Source organism: Bartonella tribocorum (genome assembly GCF_002777915.1).
GTDB lineage: Bacteria > Pseudomonadota > Alphaproteobacteria > Rhizobiales > Rhizobiaceae > Bartonella > Bartonella tribocorum_A.
Window position 1 is genome coordinate 76,248 of record NZ_NJGE01000004.1, and the last position, 17,413, is coordinate 93,660.

A 17,413-nucleotide genomic window follows, 5' to 3' on the forward strand; every position below is an offset into this window, starting at 1 on the left:
ACTGACGAAAATAACTTGGGTAAAATGTATGAACGAAGCTGAAAAAATAAGCAATCTTGACGAACCACGTCTGTTTAAAGAAGATGGTATCGAGGCACGGGTTGCGGCTCTTGTCATACCACTGCTTAAACCTTTAGGTTTTCGTTTGGTGCGTGTAAAACTTCTTGGACAAAATGGTTTAACACTTCAAATTATGGTTGAGCGGGCTGATGGTTCTCTGACCGTAGAAGATTGTGAAACTGTTAGTCGGACTGTTTCGCCCCTCCTTGATGTGGAAAATGTTATTGAACGTAAATATCATTTAGAAATCTCATCCCCTGGAATAGATCGTCCTTTGGTCAGAAAATCTGATTTTTTTCATTGGCAAGGACATCTTGCAAAAATTGAAACCAAAACAACTATTGATGAGCGCCGAAAATTTCGTGGAATACTTACCAATATCACGCAAGATGGATTTATTTTAAACACTGATAAAGCTGCTTACGGAGAAGCCATGTATACCTCTATTTCCTTTTGTGATATCATAAGCGCGCATTTAGTGCTTACCGATGAGCTTATTCGCGATGCATTGAAAAAAAATAAAGATTTAAGTCAACAATTCATCCCTGAAGATAATCTTACCGACTCAATACAGACGCTCAATTCCAAAAAATAATATCACTGGGAAATACCCATCGTGTGGCACAAAGAAGGAGAAAATTGATGGCTACAAGCGCTAACAGGCTTGAGATTCTGCAAATTGCAGATGCTGTTGCACGTGAAAAGTCAATCGACCGTGAAATTGTCATTTCTGCAATGGCTGACGCTATTCAGAAAGCAGCACGTTCTCGTTATGGTCAAGAAACCAATATTCGTGCTGAAATTAATTCCAAAACAGGTGAAATTAAATTACAACGCCTGCTAAAAATCGTTGATGTTGTTGAAGACTATACAACGGAAATTACTTTGTCTGATGCCCTCAAGCGCCAAGAAGATGCACAAATTGGTGATTTTTTTGCTGATCTTTTACCTCCTATGGATTTTGGACGTATTGCAGCACAATCTGCTAAACAGGTTATTGTACAAAAAGTACGCGATGCAGAGCGTGATCAGCAATATGAGGAATTTAAGAATAAAGTTGGTGAAATTATTTCTGGTACAGTCAAGCGTGTGGAATATGGCAATGTTATCGTTGATTTAGGACGTGGTGAAGCGATTGTGCGCCGTGATGAATTAATTCCCCGTGAATCCTTCCGCTATGGAGACCGTATTCGTGCTTTTGTCAATGACGTACACCGTGAAACACGTGGACCACAAATTTTCCTTTCACGCACACATCCTCAATTTATGGTAAAACTTTTTACTATGGAAGTTCCAGAAATTTATGATGGTATCATAGAAATCAAATCGGTTGCCCGTGATCCAGGTTCACGAGCCAAAATCGCCGTTGTTTCACGCGATGGTTCCATTGATCCTGTTGGAGCATGTGTGGGAATGCGAGGAAGCCGTGTACAAGCTGTTGTTGCTGAATTACAAGGCGAAAAAATTGATATTATTCCTTGGTCACCTGATGCTGCAACATTTGTCGTTAATGCACTGCAACCTGCTGAAGTTTCTAAAATCATCCTTGATGAAGATGCTGAACGCATTGAAGTTATTGTGCCAGATGACCAACTCAGCCTTGCTATTGGACGACGCGGACAAAATGTTCGCTTAGCTTCGCAACTAACGGGATGGAACATTGATATTTTAACGGAAAAGGAAGAATCTGAAAATCGTCAGAAAGAATTTACTGAACGCAGTAAATTGTTTATGGAAGCCTTAGAGGTTGACGAAATGATCGGACAGGTTATGGCATCAGAGGGCTTTTCTTCTATTGAAGAAATCGCTTACATTGATCTTGAAGAAATCGCTTCTATTGATGGTTTTGACCATGATACCGCTGCTGAAATCCAAAGTCGGGCCCGCGAATATCTCGATCATCAAGAAAAAGAACTTGATGAAAAACGCAAAAAGCTTGGAGTTTCTGACGAATTGCGGACACTTCCTGGAATGACAAGTGCTATGCTGGTTGCTGTGGGTGAGGATGGTGTAAAAACAATAGAAGACTTTGCAGGCTATGCCGTTGATGATTTAGCTGGGTGGAGAGAACGCAGAGAAGGTCAAACAAAGAGTTTTCCTGGTGTTTTAACCCCTTTTGACATTACACGCGCGGATGCAGAAGCTATGGTTTTAGCCGCACGTGTACAAGCAGGTTGGATAGATCAAGCCGATCTTGTTACAGAAAATCCTGTAGAAGATGAAAAAACAGATGATTTGGATGTGGATACACTTTAAATGAATGAACGGACTTGCATTGTGACCCGACAAAATGCTTCAGCACAAACGCTGATCCGTTTTGTTATTGGTCCCAATAACCAAATTGTTCCTGATCTTAAAGCGAATTTACCAGGGCGTGGCGTTTGGATTTCTGCCCATCACACTGTTATTGAGAAAGCGATCAAACAGAAAGCTTTTCACAAAAATTTTAAAACAGATGTTGAGGTTGCACCAAATCTTGTACATATTGTCGATACGCTCTTACTCAAAGCTGCTCTTTCAAGCCTTTCCATAGCAAGAAAAGCAGGAGCTGTTGTCATGGGAGCAACGAAGGTTGACGCTGCTATCCGCTCTGGTCAAGTTATTCTTGTACTTCATGCTAAAGAAACAACAGAAGATGGAAAACGAAAAATTGCACAAGCCATCCATACAATACAACAACAAACAAATCGGACGATAAAAACCATATCTTTATTTACAAGTGATGAAATGCGTGTGGCTTTTGGCTCTAATCCTGTCATGCACGCAGCCTTGTTGGACACAAAGGCTGCTGAAGGATTTCTTAAAACGACATATAAATTGATCAGCTATCGTGATGACAAGCATAATAAGCACGGTGAGATGACGGCACAAGCCGTGAAGGAAGTACAATGAGTGAAAATAACAACGACAAAACAACAGGCAAGAAGACATTAACTCTTAAGCGGTCTGTCTTGGAAACGAGTACGGTCAAACAAAATTTTAGCCATGGTCGCACAAAAGCTGTCGTTGTTGAAACCAAACGACGTAAAATTACGCGACCTGATGAAAAAGCTGAAACCCTGCAACCTATTACAAAGCCGCATGTAGCATCCCAGCGCTCTAAACCGCGTTTTGAGGAAAAAAAGCCTCAAGAATCTGTAACCAAAAGCAATCTTTCATCAGCTGAAATGGAAGCAAGGCTTCGCGCGTTAGAAGAGGCACATATCCAAGAAAGAATAACGCGAGAACAAGCTGAAAAAGAAGAAAAACGTGCTAAAGAGCGTGAGGAAATTTTAAAGCAAGAAATTAAAGAAAAAGAAATACTTCCACAAGAAGAAGAAGAAGAGAAATCACCAATACAGATTTCACCTGTTCTCTCTGAGCCCCCCCTCATCGAAAAGACAGATGTTCCTATTGCGCCTAAAAACACAACTGTGATTGAAAAACGAAAAATAGATGAAGATAAAGAGGAAGAACGGCATAGCCGACGCGCTAATCCTGCTAAATCAGAAATACGTGCACCCAAAATTGTCAAAGGAGCTGATGAGCGACGCCGTGGAAAATTGACTCTTAATAGCGCACTGGACGAAGAAGGAAGCGCACGGGGACGATCCATGGCTGCAATGCGGCGCAGACAGGAAAAATTTAAGCGTGCGCAAAATCAAGAACCAAGAGAAAAAATTTCTCGCGAAGTTGTTCTTCCTGAAACGATCACTATTCAAGAGCTCGCACAACGTATGACTGAGCGTTCTGTTGATGTCATTAAATTTTTAATGAAACAAGGACAAATGATGAAACCTGGCGATGTTATTGATGCAGACGTTGCTGAACTCATTGCTGTTGAATTTGGTCATACTGTTAAACGGGTTTTAGAGTCTGACGTAGAAGAAGGTATCTTTAATATAACAGATAATCCTCAAAATATGCAGCCGCGTCCCCCTGTTGTAACCATTATGGGCCATGTTGACCACGGAAAAACTTCTCTTCTAGATGCTATTCGCAAAGCAAATGTTGTTTCTGGTGAAGCAGGTGGTATTACCCAGCATATTGGGGCCTATCAAGTAGAACAAAACGGTCAAAAAATTACCTTTATTGATACACCAGGTCATGCTGCATTTACTGCTATGCGTGCCCGTGGGGCTCGTGTTACCGATATTGCCGTTCTTGTTGTCGCCGCTGATGATAGTGTCATGCCGCAGACGATTGAATCCATTAATCATGCCAAAGCTGCTGGTGTCCCTATTATTGTTGCTATCAACAAAATTGATAAACCAGCTGCGAATGCACAAAAAGTTCGTACAGAACTTTTACAACACGAAGTGTTTGTTGAAACGATGGGTGGTGAGACTTTGGACGTTGAAGTTTCTGCTAAAACTGGTCAAAACCTTGATAAACTTCTCGAAGCTATCCTTCTTCAAGCTGAAATGCTTGATCTCAAAGCAGATCCTCAACGAACGGCAGAGGGCGTTGTCATTGAAGCCAAATTAGATCGCGGACGTGGATCTGTTGCAACCGTTCTTGTTCAAAAAGGTACATTACATCCTTCTGATATTATTGTTGCTGGAAATGAATGGGGGCGTGTGCGTGCTTTGATTGATGACCATGGTCGCCATGTCAAAGAAGCCGTTCCCTCTACACCGATTGAAATTTTAGGCATGCAAGGAACACCACAAGCTGGAGACCGTTTTGCTGTTGTCACGCATGAAGCAAAAGCACGTGAAATTTCTGAATACCGTCAACGCTTAGCACGTGATAAAGCTGTTGCGCGACAAACCGGTTCGCGTGGCTCTCTCGAACAGATGATGACAAAATTGCAAACCACTGGTGTTAAGGAATTTTCTCTTATTATCAAAGGAGATGTGCAAGGATCAATTGAAGCAATCGCTTCAGCATTGGAAAAACTAGGGAATGATGAGGTTCGTGCGCGTGTTGTACATTCTGGTGCTGGAGGAATTACCGAAAGTGATATTTCTCTTGCGGAAGCTTCCAACTCAGCTGTGATCGGTTTTAATGTGCGAGCCAATAAACAAGCGCGTGATTTTGCTAAAACACAAGGAATTGAAATTCGTTATTACAACATCATTTATGATCTTGTTGATGACATCAAAGCAGCCATGTCTGGGTTACTCTCACCAGAACAGCGTGAGACTTTCCTTGGTAATGCTGAAATTCTAGAAGTCTTTAACATTACAAAAATCGGGAAAGTCGCTGGTTGCCGTGTTACAGAAGGTAAAATAGAACGAGGAGCCGGTGTTCGCCTTATCCGCGATAATATCGTTATTCACGAAGGAAAACTGAAAACACTCAAACGCTTTAAAGATGAGGTCAATGAAGTGCAAAGTGGTCAAGAATGTGGAATAGCCTTTGAAAATTATGAAGATATACGCGCAGGAGACATCATTGAGACCTTCCGTATCGAACATATTAATCGCACATTATAAAATAATCCCATAACTTTACTCTGTTTTGAAATGAAGAGAGTTATGGGTGTTCTATACACAATGTCTCTTTATTTTCTTATCTGAATGGTCAAAAAAAAGAGATCTTGGAGCAAGGATAAGACTTCGATGAAAAACGCAGGGCCATCACAACGGCAACTTAGAGTAGCAGAACAAGTGCGTCATGCAGTAGCGCATATACTACAGCGTAATATTTTGCTTGATGATGTCTTAAAAGATATTGTCATTTCTATCTCTGAAGTACGCATGTCTCCAGATTTAAAAATTGCTACTTGCTTTGTATCACCTCTCAGCACGCTTAAAAATGCTTCCCATACCGATGTTGTTGATACCCTCAATAAACATCGTCGTTTTCTTCGTGGAGAAATCAGTCATGCGTTGCGACAAATGAAATATATACCCGAATTGCGTTTCCGACTTGATAATAGTTTTGACAATTTTTCAAAAATTGATGCCCTCCTGCGATCACCTGAGGTTGCGCGTGATCTTCATAGTAATAAAGATGAGGATTAAAGAGAATGGCACGGCAACGCAAAAAAAAAGGGCGTCCTGTTTCTGGCTGGATCATATTTGATAAACCGAAAGGAATGAAATCAACAGAAGCTGTCTCACAAATCAAATGGTTCTTTCATGCACAAAAAGCAGGGCATGCGGGTACACTTGATCCTCTTGCTTCAGGTCTTCTCCCCATTGCTTTAGGTGAAGCAACCAAAACTGTTCCTTACGTGATGCAAGGCAAGAAAACTTACCGTTTTCATATCGCTTGGGGGCAAGAACGCTCAACAGATGATCTGGAAGGAGAAATAACGAAAACTTCTCTCAAACGTCCAACACAAGAAGAAATACTTTCTCTTCTTCCTCAATATACAGGTGTTATTTTGCAAACACCTCCACAATTTTCAGCAATCAAAATTGCTGGAAATCGCGCCTATGATCTAGCGCGTGAAGGGGAAATCGTTGAAATTGCACCCCGTGAAGTAGAAATAGAAACTTTCGAATTAATAAAAATGCCAACCAAAGAGTATTCTGTCTTTGAAATAACTTGTGGAAAAGGAACTTATGTGCGCTCACTAGCACGCGATATGGGACGTGATCTGGGGTGCTATGGGCATATCGCTGACTTAAGGCGTATTGCCGTCGCACCTTTTGATGAAGAGGATCTTATTACATGGGATGAACTAAAAGCAGCAACATCGTCAAAGAACAACACAGCAGATGAAAATGAGAATTTTTTTGAAAAAAACTTCTCAACACTCGATGAACTGTTAATTGAAACGGGAGCTGCATTAGATTGTCTTCCTCATTATCCGCTTACTGAAACCCAAATGCAGAGAGTTATGAGGGGACATTCTATTTCTTTGTGCGCTCATAAAACACTTCTTGATGAAGAAGAGGTTTGTGTCTTCTATAAGGAACAACTTCTTGCTATTGGCACTCTCGACAAAGGTCTATTTAAACCAAAGCGGATTTTCACAATTTAAGTGTTTCTTTCTTCTAACCATCTCTTATTAAAAATATTGTTCTCTATCAAATTAAGAGAAATATGTTGTTTTTCATTTCTCTATGCTCACCGTATTCATATTAAAACTTAAAGATCGTACGACAAGCCAACCCTATCCTATACTTTGCCATTCTCTAATTTTTAAACCCTTATATTTGAAAAGCTTCATAAGAGGCTTTTTTTATTTCTTTTTTAATCGTTTTTCACACATTAGTCCCCATTTGTAATGTGCAAGAAAATGGTTTTTATTGATTCAATACAAATAAGATCAATAGATTTAAAATAAGAGAATCTTAAAGATTTTTAGGGCTATTACTCAACATAGAAGTAATAAATATCATTATAAATCAATTATTTAATAATTAAATCATTCGTTTTTGGGGCTTATGCTAACCAATTGACCAAAAGAGTATGACCATATTTAATATTTTACAAAAAAACTGTTCTAACCTTAAGGAAGATGATCAGAAGGAACTTTTAAAAGCATCTCATTGACTTGGGGTATTGTCTGTCGTTCAATCATGCGGTGCACTCTTATACCCTCAGGAGCACAATTTAAATGACGCAAACGCTTATTAACTTCAGCATCCGCTTTTGTACGGCGATGATTATGGCGTAAATAATCTACCCATGTTGGCATATGATAAGCCTCTGTCCAATATTCAGGTCTTTCAAGATCTCGTAAAAGGACCCATTGACGTGCACCATCACGTAAACGAATATGGCGTCGACGCGTCATTACTTTGAGAAACTCTTCTAGATCATTTTCATGAATTTGATAATCAATCATTATCATGATCGGGCCACTTCTTGCTTTTAGGTCGAGTAAGAGTTCTGGCTCTCTAAAATGATCAAGGGGATTCAAATCTATTTGAGGAATTTCTTGAATTCTAAATTTTACCCCCGCAAGAGCCCCAACAATCAAGAATAGAGAACAAATACTCAAAGCAACTGTTGGAGAATAACCATCAGCTAAAATTCCCCAGATTGCACTACCAATAGCCATCCCCCCATAAGATGCGGTTTGATAAAGTGCTAAAGAACGTGCCACAACCCAGCGTGGTGTAGAGAGCTGTACAGATGTATTAAACAATGATAATGCCAAAACCCAACATAAACCTGCAGGAAATAAAGCAATATGGCTTATAATCAGTGAGCGGCTTATTCCCAATAAAAAGCAAGAAAAAGCAAAACCAATAAATGCACTTGCAATAATTGTTTCTGAACGAAAATGATGCCGTACAAATGCATTAATAATCCCTGCCGTCATAGCCCCTAACCCAAAACAACCAAGCAATGTACCATAAAGAAGGGCACTTCCTCCCAGAACTTGATGTGCAACAATTGGCAAAAGGGCTAAAATCGAAATCGCCCCTATACCAAAAAGGAATGCTCGAACCATAATACTCAGAAGATTAGGTGACATCGCAACATAACGCAAACCATCCGAGACAGCCCCTAATAGTCTTTCTCTTGGCAATGGATTGTTTTTATAATTCGATTTCCAGAAAAATAATGCACCAATAAGAGGGATATAGCTTATAGCATTAAACAAAAAAGCAGCCGATGCCCCCAAAGTTGCAATGATGGCTCCTCCAATAGCGGGTCCAACACTCCGCATCAAATTAAAACCGACACTATTCAAACTAACAGCTGCAGGAATATTTTCCCTACTCACGATATCTCCTATCGTTGCTTGCCAAGAAGGATTATAAAAGGCTGTGCCACATCCAATCAAAAACGTAAAACATAACAAAAGCCAAGGTGTTAAAAATCCCATATAGGCTAAAATAGATAAGCTCATAGATATGACCATCATCATAATCTGTGCGCACAACATAATTTGACGACGATTAAAATTGTCCGCTAATGCCCCTGCCATCAAAGAAAACATAACAAGTGGTAATGTTGTCGCACTCTGAACAAGCCCAACCATAGAATGCGAAGAACTAATTAACGCCATTAACCACCCTGCTCCAACAGCCTGTATCAGCCCCCCTAAATTAGAAATAAGAGTAGATGACCATAAATTTCGAAATACCGAATTACGAAAAAGTTTTAATGTTGAAATGCTCTGCATCTTTTCCCTCCAAATCGGTATTTATCACTTTTGTTACCACACACACTCATAATCTTTGTATCAAAAGATGCATAAATCTTTAAAAAACCTCTCATAAAACCCTATTTAAATCAATATTTCAAAACAAAAGCCTTTACTTCAAAGAAAGACTTCAAAATGCTTATCAGGACTAGTATTTTAACCTTCTTTCCTATATAAGGGCAAAAATAGATAAGAGTCTTTGACTCTTCTTATTTCCTCGCAGACCCTAGCTGAACGACATCTCGGCTATGGGTGACTTGATGTTTCTTCGTTTTTTGAAAGGATGATACGATGTCGATTACAGCTGAACGTAAACAAGCTCTTGTTGCAGAATATGCAAATAAAGTTGGTGATACAGGATCACCCGAAGTACAGATTGCTGTACTTTCTGAACGTATTTCTAATTTAACAAACCACTTTAAATCTCACAAAAAAGATAATCATTCTCGTCGTGGTCTTTTAAAGATGGTGTCTCAACGCCGGCGCCTTCTTGATTATCTTAAAGGAGTTGACCAAAATCGTTATCAGACACTTATTAAGAAGTTAGGTTTGCGTCGCTAAAAGAAAAGTCGGGTGGTTTAAAAAACCACCCGTTTTTTCAACATGTTTCTTTTAATTAAAAATTTTAAAAGCTGACAAGTTATTACAGGATAGGACTGTTCATCATTTCGCATTTAAGGTGATTTATCTCTCTCTTCTCGCAATAAAGATGGAAGTAACTTGTTGTCCACCCCAGAACTTGAAAATATGCTACGCAAAGCCAGAATGTAAGCAATCAAAGATTTAAACACTGGTCATTAAGGATAAAAAATGTTCAAAACACATAAGATAGAAATTGAATGGGCCGGCCGTCCGCTCACCCTTGAAACAGGGAAAATAGCGCGTCAAGCTGATGGTGCAGTGATTGCTACCTATGGAGAAACGATTGTCTTAGCAACTGTTGTATCGGCCAAAAGCCCAAAACCAGACCAGGACTTTTTTCCGCTCACCGTTAATTATCAAGAAAAATCCTATGCGGTTGGTCGAATACCTGGAGGCTATTTAAAACGTGAAAGTCGGCCAAGTGACCATGAGACATTGGTTTCACGTTTGATTGATCGTCCAATTCGTCCTCTCTTCGTTGAGGGGTATAAAAATGATACACAAGTCATTGTTTCCGTTATACAGCATGATCTCGAAAATAATCCCGATATCCTTGCGATGATTGCTTCTTCTGCCGCATTGACCCTATCAGGGGTTCCTTTTATGGGGCCTATAGCAGGTGCCCGCGTTGGCTATTGTAACGGACAATATGTTCTCAATCCTCATATTGATGAAATGCCTGAATCAAAACTTGATCTGGTGGTTGCTGGAACAGAAAGTGCTGTATTGATGGTTGAATCAGAAGCACAAGAATTGCCTGAAGATATCATGTTGGGTGCTGTGATGTTTGGTCACAAAGGCTTTCAACCTGTTCTTGATGCCATCATCAAGCTTGCTGAGGTTGCTGCAAAAGACCCTCGTGATTTTGTTCCTGAAGATCTTTCTGACCTTGAAAAAGCAATGCAGGAAATGGCCGAACAGGGTATACGAAAGGCCTACACAATTACTGATAAGCAAGAACGTTATGCCGCAATTGATGCCCTGAAAACAGAAGTCATTCATAAATTTATGCCAGAAACAGAAGAGAACTGTGACTTTAGTGCTGATCAAATTGCAACCGTATTTAAACAGTTGCAAGCAAAAATTGTTCGCGGAAACATTCTTGATACCCAAAAGCGTATTGATGGACGTAATCTTTCTACCGTGCGTCCTATCCAATCAGAAGTCAGTATTTTGCCTCGCACACATGGATCAGCACTCTTTACTCGCGGAGAGACACAAGCGATTGTCGTTGCAACATTGGGAACTGGTGAAGATGAACAATATGTTGATGCTTTAACAGGGATGTATAAAGAAACATTTCTCCTCCATTACAATTTTCCACCATTTTCAGTAGGTGAAACAGGACGTCTTGGTTCTCCTGGTCGTCGTGAAATTGGACATGGAAAATTAGCATGGCGCGCAATTCACCCCATGTTGCCAACGAAAGAATCTTTCCCTTATACTATTCGTGCTGTATCAGAAATTACTGAATCCAATGGATCTTCTTCCATGGCAACAGTTTGTGGAACGTCGCTTGCTCTCATGGATGCTGGTGTTCCGCTCGCGCGCCCCGTTGCTGGTATTGCCATGGGCTTGATTAAAGAAGGAGAACGTTTTGCTGTTCTGTCTGATATCTTAGGAGATGAAGATCATCTTGGTGATATGGATTTTAAAGTTGCTGGAACAGAAAATGGTATTACTGCTTTGCAAATGGATATCAAAATCGACGGTATTACCGAAGAAATTATGAAAATCGCCCTTGAACAAGCCAAAGATGGCCGAATCCATATCCTTAACGAAATGGCGAAAGCTTTAACCAGTGCACGAGCTGAACTGAGTGAATTTTCTCCACGAATCGAAGTGATGAATATTGCTGTTGATAAAATCCGTGATGTTATCGGCTCTGGTGGTAAAGTTATTCGAGAAATTGTCGAACAAACTGGAGCAAAAATTAATATTGAAGATGATGGTACCATTAAAATTGCTTCTGCTGATGCTAAAACCATCGAAGCAGCAAAACGCTGGATCCATTCTATTGTCGATGAGCCTGAAGTTGGTGCTGTCTACCAAGGAACAGTTGTAAAAACTGCAGACTTTGGTGCATTTATAAACTTCTTTGGTTCTCGTGATGGGCTTGTTCATATCTCTCAACTGGCATCAGAACGCGTCACTAAAACAACTGATATCGTTAAGGAAGGTGATAAAGTTTGGGTTAAACTCATGGGCTTTGATGAGCGTGGAAAAGTTCGCTTATCAATGAAAGTCGTTGATCAAGAAACCGGAAAGGACATTACCGATGATAAATCGATGAAAGAAGAAAAGTCCATGGATGAAAAAAAACAACCTGAAAATAAGCGCCGCCGGCAGAAAAAAGAAGAGTAATTTTTTCTTCTTATCATAATCATGAAATGCCATCCCAACATTGGAGTGGCATTTTTCTTTGAAAGAACCACATGTGTTATCATTTTTACCTTTTGAAAATCATGCGCTCCCTTATCCAGATCCAAACCAATGCTGGCTCAGTTTTGGTTTAACGGAAGTTCCTGCTCCAGAATGGGCACAAAATTTAAAAGTTATCACGCCTTGGCGACCAGACTTTTTAAAATTTGTCGATACTCAATTTCATTGCTCTCCTCAAATAGATAAAAATTTCATCTATGATGGAGCATTTTTACGTTTAAGCAAATATCGCGGTTTTAACCAAAATTGTTTTCTTGATTTATTAGAATGCGTTAAACCCAGTGGATGGATTGTGATCAGTGGGAATAAAACGGCTGGTGCTGCTTCAATGATGAAATGGGTCAAAAAAATTGTTCCCATAACCAATAAACTATCTAAAAATCATGGTCTTGTATTTTGGCTTCAAGTTCCTCAACAAATAGAGAGACAAAATATAGCACAATTGCGCTCACAACCGCTTTCTTTTGATAAATTTCAAACCACTTCTGGTATGTTCTCACACGGTCGTATTGATACAGGATCTGCAGCACTTGCTTCTTATATGCTCAAAGTTATTTCTGGGAAAACGGCTGATTTTGGAGCTGGCTGGGGCTATCTTTCTCACGTTGCACTTGAAAGCGATGTAAAACTTACAACTCTTGATCTTTATGAAGCAGACTACAACGCTTTGAAAGCAGCAAAACAGCACCTTGAACCCATAAAAGCCTCTTTTCCAATTCATTTTTATTGGCATGATCTTGTGCATGAGCCTGTCACAAATCTGTATGACACAATCATTTCCAATCCGCCGTTTCATACACAACAAACGACAGATGTCTCCTTAGGAAAAAGTTTTATTATAAATGCTGCAAAATGCCTGAAATCGGGTGGCAGTCTACTTCTTGTTGCAAACCGCCACCTTCCTTATGAAACATTGTTAAAAGATATTTTCCGCACAGTATTAATACATGAACAAGCCCATGGTTTCAAAATTATCGAAGCACGAAAATAAACAAAACAAGCAATACCTCTAAAGAATAAAACGGGAAAGATCGATATCAGCAGCAAGCTCGCCAATAGATTTTCTGACATAATCGGCATCAATTTTAAAAGATGTTCCAGCTTTATCCGGTGCCGTGAAAGAAATCTCATCTAAAACGCGCTCCATAACGGTTTGCAAACGACGTGCTCCTATGTTTTCAATCCTTGCATTTAAATCTACAGCAATATCTGCTAAAGCATCAATCGCATCATCGGTGATTTCCAAATGAACCTCTTCCGTTGCCATAAGAGCAATGTATTGTTTAATCAAACTTGCTTCTGGTTCTGTTAGAATACGTCGTAAATCTTCCCTTGTTAAAGGGTTAAGCTCCACGCGGATCGGCAAACGTCCTTGAAGTTCTGGTAATAAATCAGATGGCTTGGAAACATGAAATGCACCAGAGGCAATAAAAAGGATATGATCTGTTTTGATTTGCCCATATTTTGTAGCAATTGTTGTCCCTTCCACCAAAGGCAAAAGATCACGTTGGACGCCTTCACGCGAAACCGCAGCACTGGCTCCACCATCCCTCGTTGCAATTTTATCAATCTCGTCAATAAAAACAATACCGTCATTTTCAGCAACGCGAAGTGCTTCTTGAATAATTTGTTCCTGATCAAGGAGTTTTTCAGATTCATCATCAATGAGTGGTTTAAAAGCATCCCTTACCGTCGTTTTACGGACTTTTGTACGACTGCCCATTTTACCTAAAATATCGGATAAATTCATAATCCCCATTTGCGCCCCAGGCATACCAGGAATATCAAAGGTTGAAGCACTATTGCTATTATTATCGGCTACTTCTATTTCAATCTCTTTCTCATCCAATTCACCTTCACGCAATTTTTTGCGAAAACTATCGCGGGTAGCTGGACTTGCTGTTTTACCAACAAGGGCATCTAAAACGCGCTCTTCGGCATTCAGGTGAGCCTTTTCTCTTATTTCATCCCGTTTCTTTTCACGCACAAGAGAAACGGCAATTTCAACAAGGTCTCGAATAATTTGCTCAACGTCACGCCCCACATAACCAACTTCAGTAAATTTAGTCGCTTCTACTTTCACGAAAGGCGCTCCAGACAGTTTTGCTAATCGACGTGCAATCCCTGTTTTACCAACACCTGTTGGCCCTATCATTAAAATATTTTTTGGCATCACTTCTTCACGCATCGGTTCATCAAGCTGTTGTCTACGCCACCGATTACGCAGTGCAATAGCGACAGAACGTTTGGCATCATTTTGGCCAATAATAAAGCGATCAAGTTCAGAAACAGTTTCACGAGGGGAAAATACAACACACATTTAAATAGCTTTCTCTAAAGAAGATAATTCTGCATCCAATGTTTCAATCGTAAAATGATCATTGGTGTAAACACAAATTTTAGCGGCAATAGCCATCGCTTTACGAGCAATGGTTTCTGCATCTAAATCCAAGTCCATCAGTGCCCGCGCTGCTGAAAGAGCAAAATTTCCTCCAGAGCCAATGGCCATAACACCATCTTCTGGTTCTAAGACATCACCAAGCCCTGTTAGAGCCAAAGTCACTTTCTTATCAGCCACAAGCATCATTGCTTCAAGACGACGTAAATAGCGATCTGTTCGCCAATCTTTTGCAAGTTCTACACATGCACGCATAAGCTGATCAGGATATTGCTCAAGCTTTGTTTCCAATCTTTCCAGTAATGTGAACGCATCTGCCGTAGCACCCGCAAAACCAGCAATAACCACGCCACTCTTCCCAAGACGACGGACTTTACGTGCATTGCCTTTCATAATCGTCTGTCCAAGAGAGACCTGACCGTCGCCAGCCATCACGACTTTGCCACCTTTTCGTACTGTAATAATCGTTGTACCATACATTATGTCTGGCTTATGTTCTGTCATAAGGAGACTCCTCAATATTACTCTTCATTTTTAATATTATCTTTTCATACAATGTAAAACTCAATTACTATTGTCCTATTTAAGAACATATACAGCAAAACACAATGATTCAGCATCACTCAATTTGTTGAAATTGAAAAAATGATATTATTGTTGTCAATGTAAATTACTGCTAAATAGCTTTATGTAAACAGTTTGTGCCTTTATAGAGGAAAATTATGAAAAAAATAGCTATAGGAACCTTAGGTGGAACAATTGCAATGACCGCTGATCGTTTTGGCCACATGCAACCGACTTTAACCTCAGATAACCTGATAAAAAGTGTTCCTGATTTAAATAAGGTAGCTGAGATTCATGCACAAACATTAATGCAAATACCAAGTGGATCTTTATCCTTTAAAATTCTTTTTGAAATAATCGAGTGGGCAAAACAACGAATAAACGCTGGCGCAGAAGGGATTGTATTAACGCAAGGAACGGATACCCTAGAAGAAACAGCTTTTTTTCTTTCTCTTTATTGGAAGGAAGCTGAACCACTCATCATAACTGGTGCTATGCGTACCCCTCACGAAGCAGGCGCTGATGGACCCGCTAATATTTTAGCAGCAACGCGTGTTGCAGCAGCCCCACAAAGCCGTAATCGAGGTGTTCTCGTTGTCATTAATGATACTATTCATTCACCGTATTGGCTCTATAAAAGCCATACCGTCAAAGTTGAAACATTTCAGTCGGGTCTCGCAGGTATTCTAGGAACTATTTTGGAAGGAAAAATCATTTATTTTAATAATCAAAAATTTTTCCCGACAACGTTTGATCTTCCCCAAAACCACAATCATCAAGTTGCACTCCTTTATTCCTCTTTATCATCTGATACACAATTAATGAAATTCTGTCTTGAAAGTGGATATTATACTGGACTTGTTATTGCCGGTTTTGGTGCAGGACACTGTAGTTTTCAAGAAGCAGACCTTGTACGACAATATGCACAAAAAATACCAATCATTATTGCTAGTCGTTGTTGTAATGGCTCCACAACTCGTATAACTTATGGCTATAAAGGCTCAGAAATCGATATGATTGCTTCGGGTGCTCTCATGTCTGGTTATTTATCAGCCGTAAAGGCGCGTTTGCTTTTATGGGCTTTTTTGGCACAAGGGCACTCGTTGGCACAGATCCGTGCACACTGGAATGACTGGACGATAAGTTAATAAAAATGATCTATTATTTTAAAGAAGAGAGCATGTAAAATAAAATTTATTTGAATATAAAGCAGCTCATCTTTCCGCTCTTAATCGATTGCTGTGGAAAAGAAAACTCGACAAATACAAATGATTGACACGACTATACAAAAAATTAATCAGGAAGATAATTTGGTCAAATCCATTTCTGACCGATATTCGCCCTATCGCGTCTTTACAGCACAAGAATGGTCAGAATTTCGTGCCGATACACCTCTCACTTTGACTTTTGATGAAATTAAACGTTTACGTTCTATTGATGATCCTATCGATCTTGAAGAAGTCCAACGCATTTATCTTTCTTTATCGCGTCTACTCTCATGCCATGTTGAAGCAGTACAGGAGCTTTTTCACAAACGTCAGCAGTTTCTCCATCAGGAAGAGACTAAAAAAACACCCTTTATTATTGGAATTGCTGGTTCTGTAGCAGTAGGAAAATCAACCACCGCTCGCATCCTTCAAGAACTGTTGAAACGTTGGACATCTAGTCTTAAAGTTGATCTGATCACAACGGATGGTTTTCTCTATCCTAACGCAATCTTACAGCAAAAAAATCGTCTGAATCGTAAAGGATTTCCTGATTCCTATGACATTAAAAAATTGCTGTGCTTTCTTTCGGCTATAAAAGCAGGTGTTGGGAATGTCCCTGCTCCGCTTTATTCGCATATGACCTATGATGTTCTAGAAAACCAGACAATTACCATTAACCGTCCTGATATTTTAATTGTTGAAGGGATTAATGTATTACAAGTTAGTGATCTTCCTAAAGATGGAAAAGTCATTCCTTTCGTGTCGGATTTTTTTGATTTTTCAATCTATGTCGATGCTGAAACAGAAGTCATTCGTCACTGGTATTTAGAGCGCTTTAAACGTTTACGTAAAACAGCTTTTCAAAATCCTGAATCCTATTTTCATCGTTATGCCCTTCTCAATGAAAAAGAAGCCTCAAAAATCGCTGAGGATATTTGGCAAACAATTAATTTAAAAAATTTACAAGAAAATATATTGCCAACACGACCACGGTCCAATCTCATTCTACGAAAGGGAAAAAATCATTTGGTCGAGTATGTCGCACTTAGACGACTATAA

General features: G+C 39.7%; 14 protein-coding genes. 11 read left to right on the forward strand and 3 right to left on the reverse strand.

What is annotated here, in order from left to right; genetic code table 11:
- Nucleotides 1-28: 28 nt before the first annotated feature.
- The 6 genes from rimP (at nucleotide 29) to truB (ending at nucleotide 6,979) form a co-directional block, all read left to right on the forward strand.
- Nucleotides 29-655 (forward strand): ribosome maturation factor RimP, encoded by a 627-nt coding sequence (rimP, locus tag CER18_RS02715; protein WP_100128565.1) that lies wholly within the window; start codon nucleotides 29-31, stop codon nucleotides 653-655.
- 47 nt (nucleotides 656-702) lie between these two features.
- Entirely contained in the window at nucleotides 703-2,316 is a 1,614-nt protein-coding gene (gene nusA / locus CER18_RS02720) for a transcription termination factor NusA (RefSeq protein WP_100128566.1), read from the forward strand.
- Complete coding sequence (locus CER18_RS02725) at nucleotides 2,317-2,952, forward strand: RNA-binding protein (RefSeq protein ID WP_100128567.1); 636 nt, start codon at nucleotides 2,317-2,319, stop codon at nucleotides 2,950-2,952. It abuts the gene before it with no gap.
- Nucleotides 2,949-5,480 carry a translation initiation factor IF-2 gene (gene infB, locus CER18_RS02730; protein WP_100128568.1) on the forward strand — a complete coding sequence of 844 codons (2,532 nt, stop codon included), beginning with the start codon at nucleotides 2,949-2,951 and terminating at the stop codon, nucleotides 5,478-5,480. Before CER18_RS02725 ends, infB begins: the two co-directional genes overlap by 4 nt.
- 84 nt (nucleotides 5,481-5,564) lie before the next feature.
- On the forward strand, nucleotides 5,565-6,011 hold the full coding sequence (gene rbfA / locus CER18_RS02735; RefSeq protein ID WP_280951561.1) for a 30S ribosome-binding factor RbfA: 447 nt from the start codon (nucleotides 5,565-5,567) through the stop codon (nucleotides 6,009-6,011).
- Between the two features lie 5 nt (nucleotides 6,012-6,016).
- Complete coding sequence (gene truB / locus CER18_RS02740) at nucleotides 6,017-6,979, forward strand: tRNA pseudouridine(55) synthase TruB (RefSeq protein ID WP_100128570.1); 963 nt, start codon at nucleotides 6,017-6,019, stop codon at nucleotides 6,977-6,979.
- Between the two features lie 471 nt (nucleotides 6,980-7,450).
- On the opposite strand, the gene CER18_RS02745 is transcribed toward truB, so the two are convergent.
- A complete protein-coding gene (locus tag CER18_RS02745; RefSeq protein WP_100128571.1) occupies nucleotides 7,451-9,079 on the reverse strand; it encodes an MFS transporter in 1,629 nt (542 codons plus the stop codon).
- Nucleotides 9,080-9,391: 312 nt separating this feature from the next.
- Between CER18_RS02745 and rpsO the strand changes: the two genes are divergently transcribed.
- The 3 genes from rpsO to CER18_RS02760 all read left to right on the forward strand — a co-directional run bounded on the left by rpsO (nucleotide 9,392) and on the right by CER18_RS02760 (nucleotide 13,175).
- Nucleotides 9,392-9,661, forward strand: coding sequence for a 30S ribosomal protein S15 (rpsO, locus tag CER18_RS02750; RefSeq protein WP_005774142.1), 270 nt, complete (start codon nucleotides 9,392-9,394; stop codon nucleotides 9,659-9,661).
- A gap of 249 nt (nucleotides 9,662-9,910) precedes the next feature.
- Complete coding sequence (gene pnp / locus CER18_RS02755; protein WP_100128572.1) at nucleotides 9,911-12,106, forward strand: polyribonucleotide nucleotidyltransferase; 2,196 nt, start codon at nucleotides 9,911-9,913, stop codon at nucleotides 12,104-12,106.
- A gap of 73 nt (nucleotides 12,107-12,179) precedes the next feature.
- Nucleotides 12,180-13,175 carry a class I SAM-dependent methyltransferase gene (locus tag CER18_RS02760; protein WP_100128624.1) on the forward strand — a complete coding sequence of 332 codons (996 nt, stop codon included), beginning with the start codon at nucleotides 12,180-12,182 and terminating at the stop codon, nucleotides 13,173-13,175.
- Between the two features lie 18 nt (nucleotides 13,176-13,193).
- On the opposite strand, the gene hslU is transcribed toward CER18_RS02760, so the two are convergent.
- Nucleotides 13,194-14,504 (reverse strand): ATP-dependent protease ATPase subunit HslU, encoded by a 1,311-nt coding sequence (hslU, locus tag CER18_RS02765; RefSeq protein WP_100128573.1) that lies wholly within the window; start codon nucleotides 14,502-14,504, stop codon nucleotides 13,194-13,196.
- Entirely contained in the window at nucleotides 14,505-15,086 is a 582-nt protein-coding gene (gene hslV / locus CER18_RS02770; protein ID WP_012230625.1) for an ATP-dependent protease subunit HslV, read from the reverse strand. It abuts the gene before it with no gap.
- A gap of 218 nt (nucleotides 15,087-15,304) precedes the next feature.
- Between hslV and CER18_RS02775 the strand changes: the two genes are divergently transcribed.
- Both CER18_RS02775 and coaA read left to right on the forward strand, forming a co-directional pair.
- A complete protein-coding gene (locus CER18_RS02775; RefSeq protein ID WP_100128574.1) occupies nucleotides 15,305-16,294 on the forward strand; it encodes an asparaginase in 990 nt (329 codons plus the stop codon).
- Nucleotides 16,295-16,468: 174 nt separating this feature from the next.
- Entirely contained in the window at nucleotides 16,469-17,413 is a 945-nt protein-coding gene (coaA, locus tag CER18_RS02780) for a type I pantothenate kinase (RefSeq protein WP_245410034.1), read from the forward strand.

What these genes read in the sequence shown, in the direction of transcription:
- rimP (WP_100128565.1), top strand. Translation starts at nt 29, where the DNA reads ATGAACGAAGCTGAAAAAATAAGCAATCTTGACGAACCACGTCTGTTT.
- nusA (WP_100128566.1), top strand. Translation starts at nt 703, where the DNA reads ATGGCTACAAGCGCTAACAGGCTTGAGATTCTGCAAATTGCAGATGCT.
- CER18_RS02725 (WP_100128567.1), top strand. Translation starts at nt 2,317, where the DNA reads ATGAATGAACGGACTTGCATTGTGACCCGACAAAATGCTTCAGCACAA.
- infB (WP_100128568.1), top strand. Translation starts at nt 2,949, where the DNA reads ATGAGTGAAAATAACAACGACAAAACAACAGGCAAGAAGACATTAACT.
- rbfA (WP_280951561.1), top strand. Translation starts at nt 5,565, where the DNA reads ATGGTCAAAAAAAAGAGATCTTGGAGCAAGGATAAGACTTCGATGAAA.
- truB (WP_100128570.1), top strand. Translation starts at nt 6,017, where the DNA reads ATGGCACGGCAACGCAAAAAAAAAGGGCGTCCTGTTTCTGGCTGGATC.
- CER18_RS02745 (WP_100128571.1), bottom strand. Translation starts at nt 9,079, where the DNA reads ATGCAGAGCATTTCAACATTAAAACTTTTTCGTAATTCGGTATTTCGA.
- rpsO (WP_005774142.1), top strand. Translation starts at nt 9,392, where the DNA reads ATGTCGATTACAGCTGAACGTAAACAAGCTCTTGTTGCAGAATATGCA.
- pnp (WP_100128572.1), top strand. Translation starts at nt 9,911, where the DNA reads ATGTTCAAAACACATAAGATAGAAATTGAATGGGCCGGCCGTCCGCTC.
- hslU (WP_100128573.1), bottom strand. Translation starts at nt 14,504, where the DNA reads ATGTGTGTTGTATTTTCCCCTCGTGAAACTGTTTCTGAACTTGATCGC.
- hslV (WP_012230625.1), bottom strand. Translation starts at nt 15,086, where the DNA reads ATGACAGAACATAAGCCAGACATAATGTATGGTACAACGATTATTACA.
- CER18_RS02775 (WP_100128574.1), top strand. Translation starts at nt 15,305, where the DNA reads ATGAAAAAAATAGCTATAGGAACCTTAGGTGGAACAATTGCAATGACC.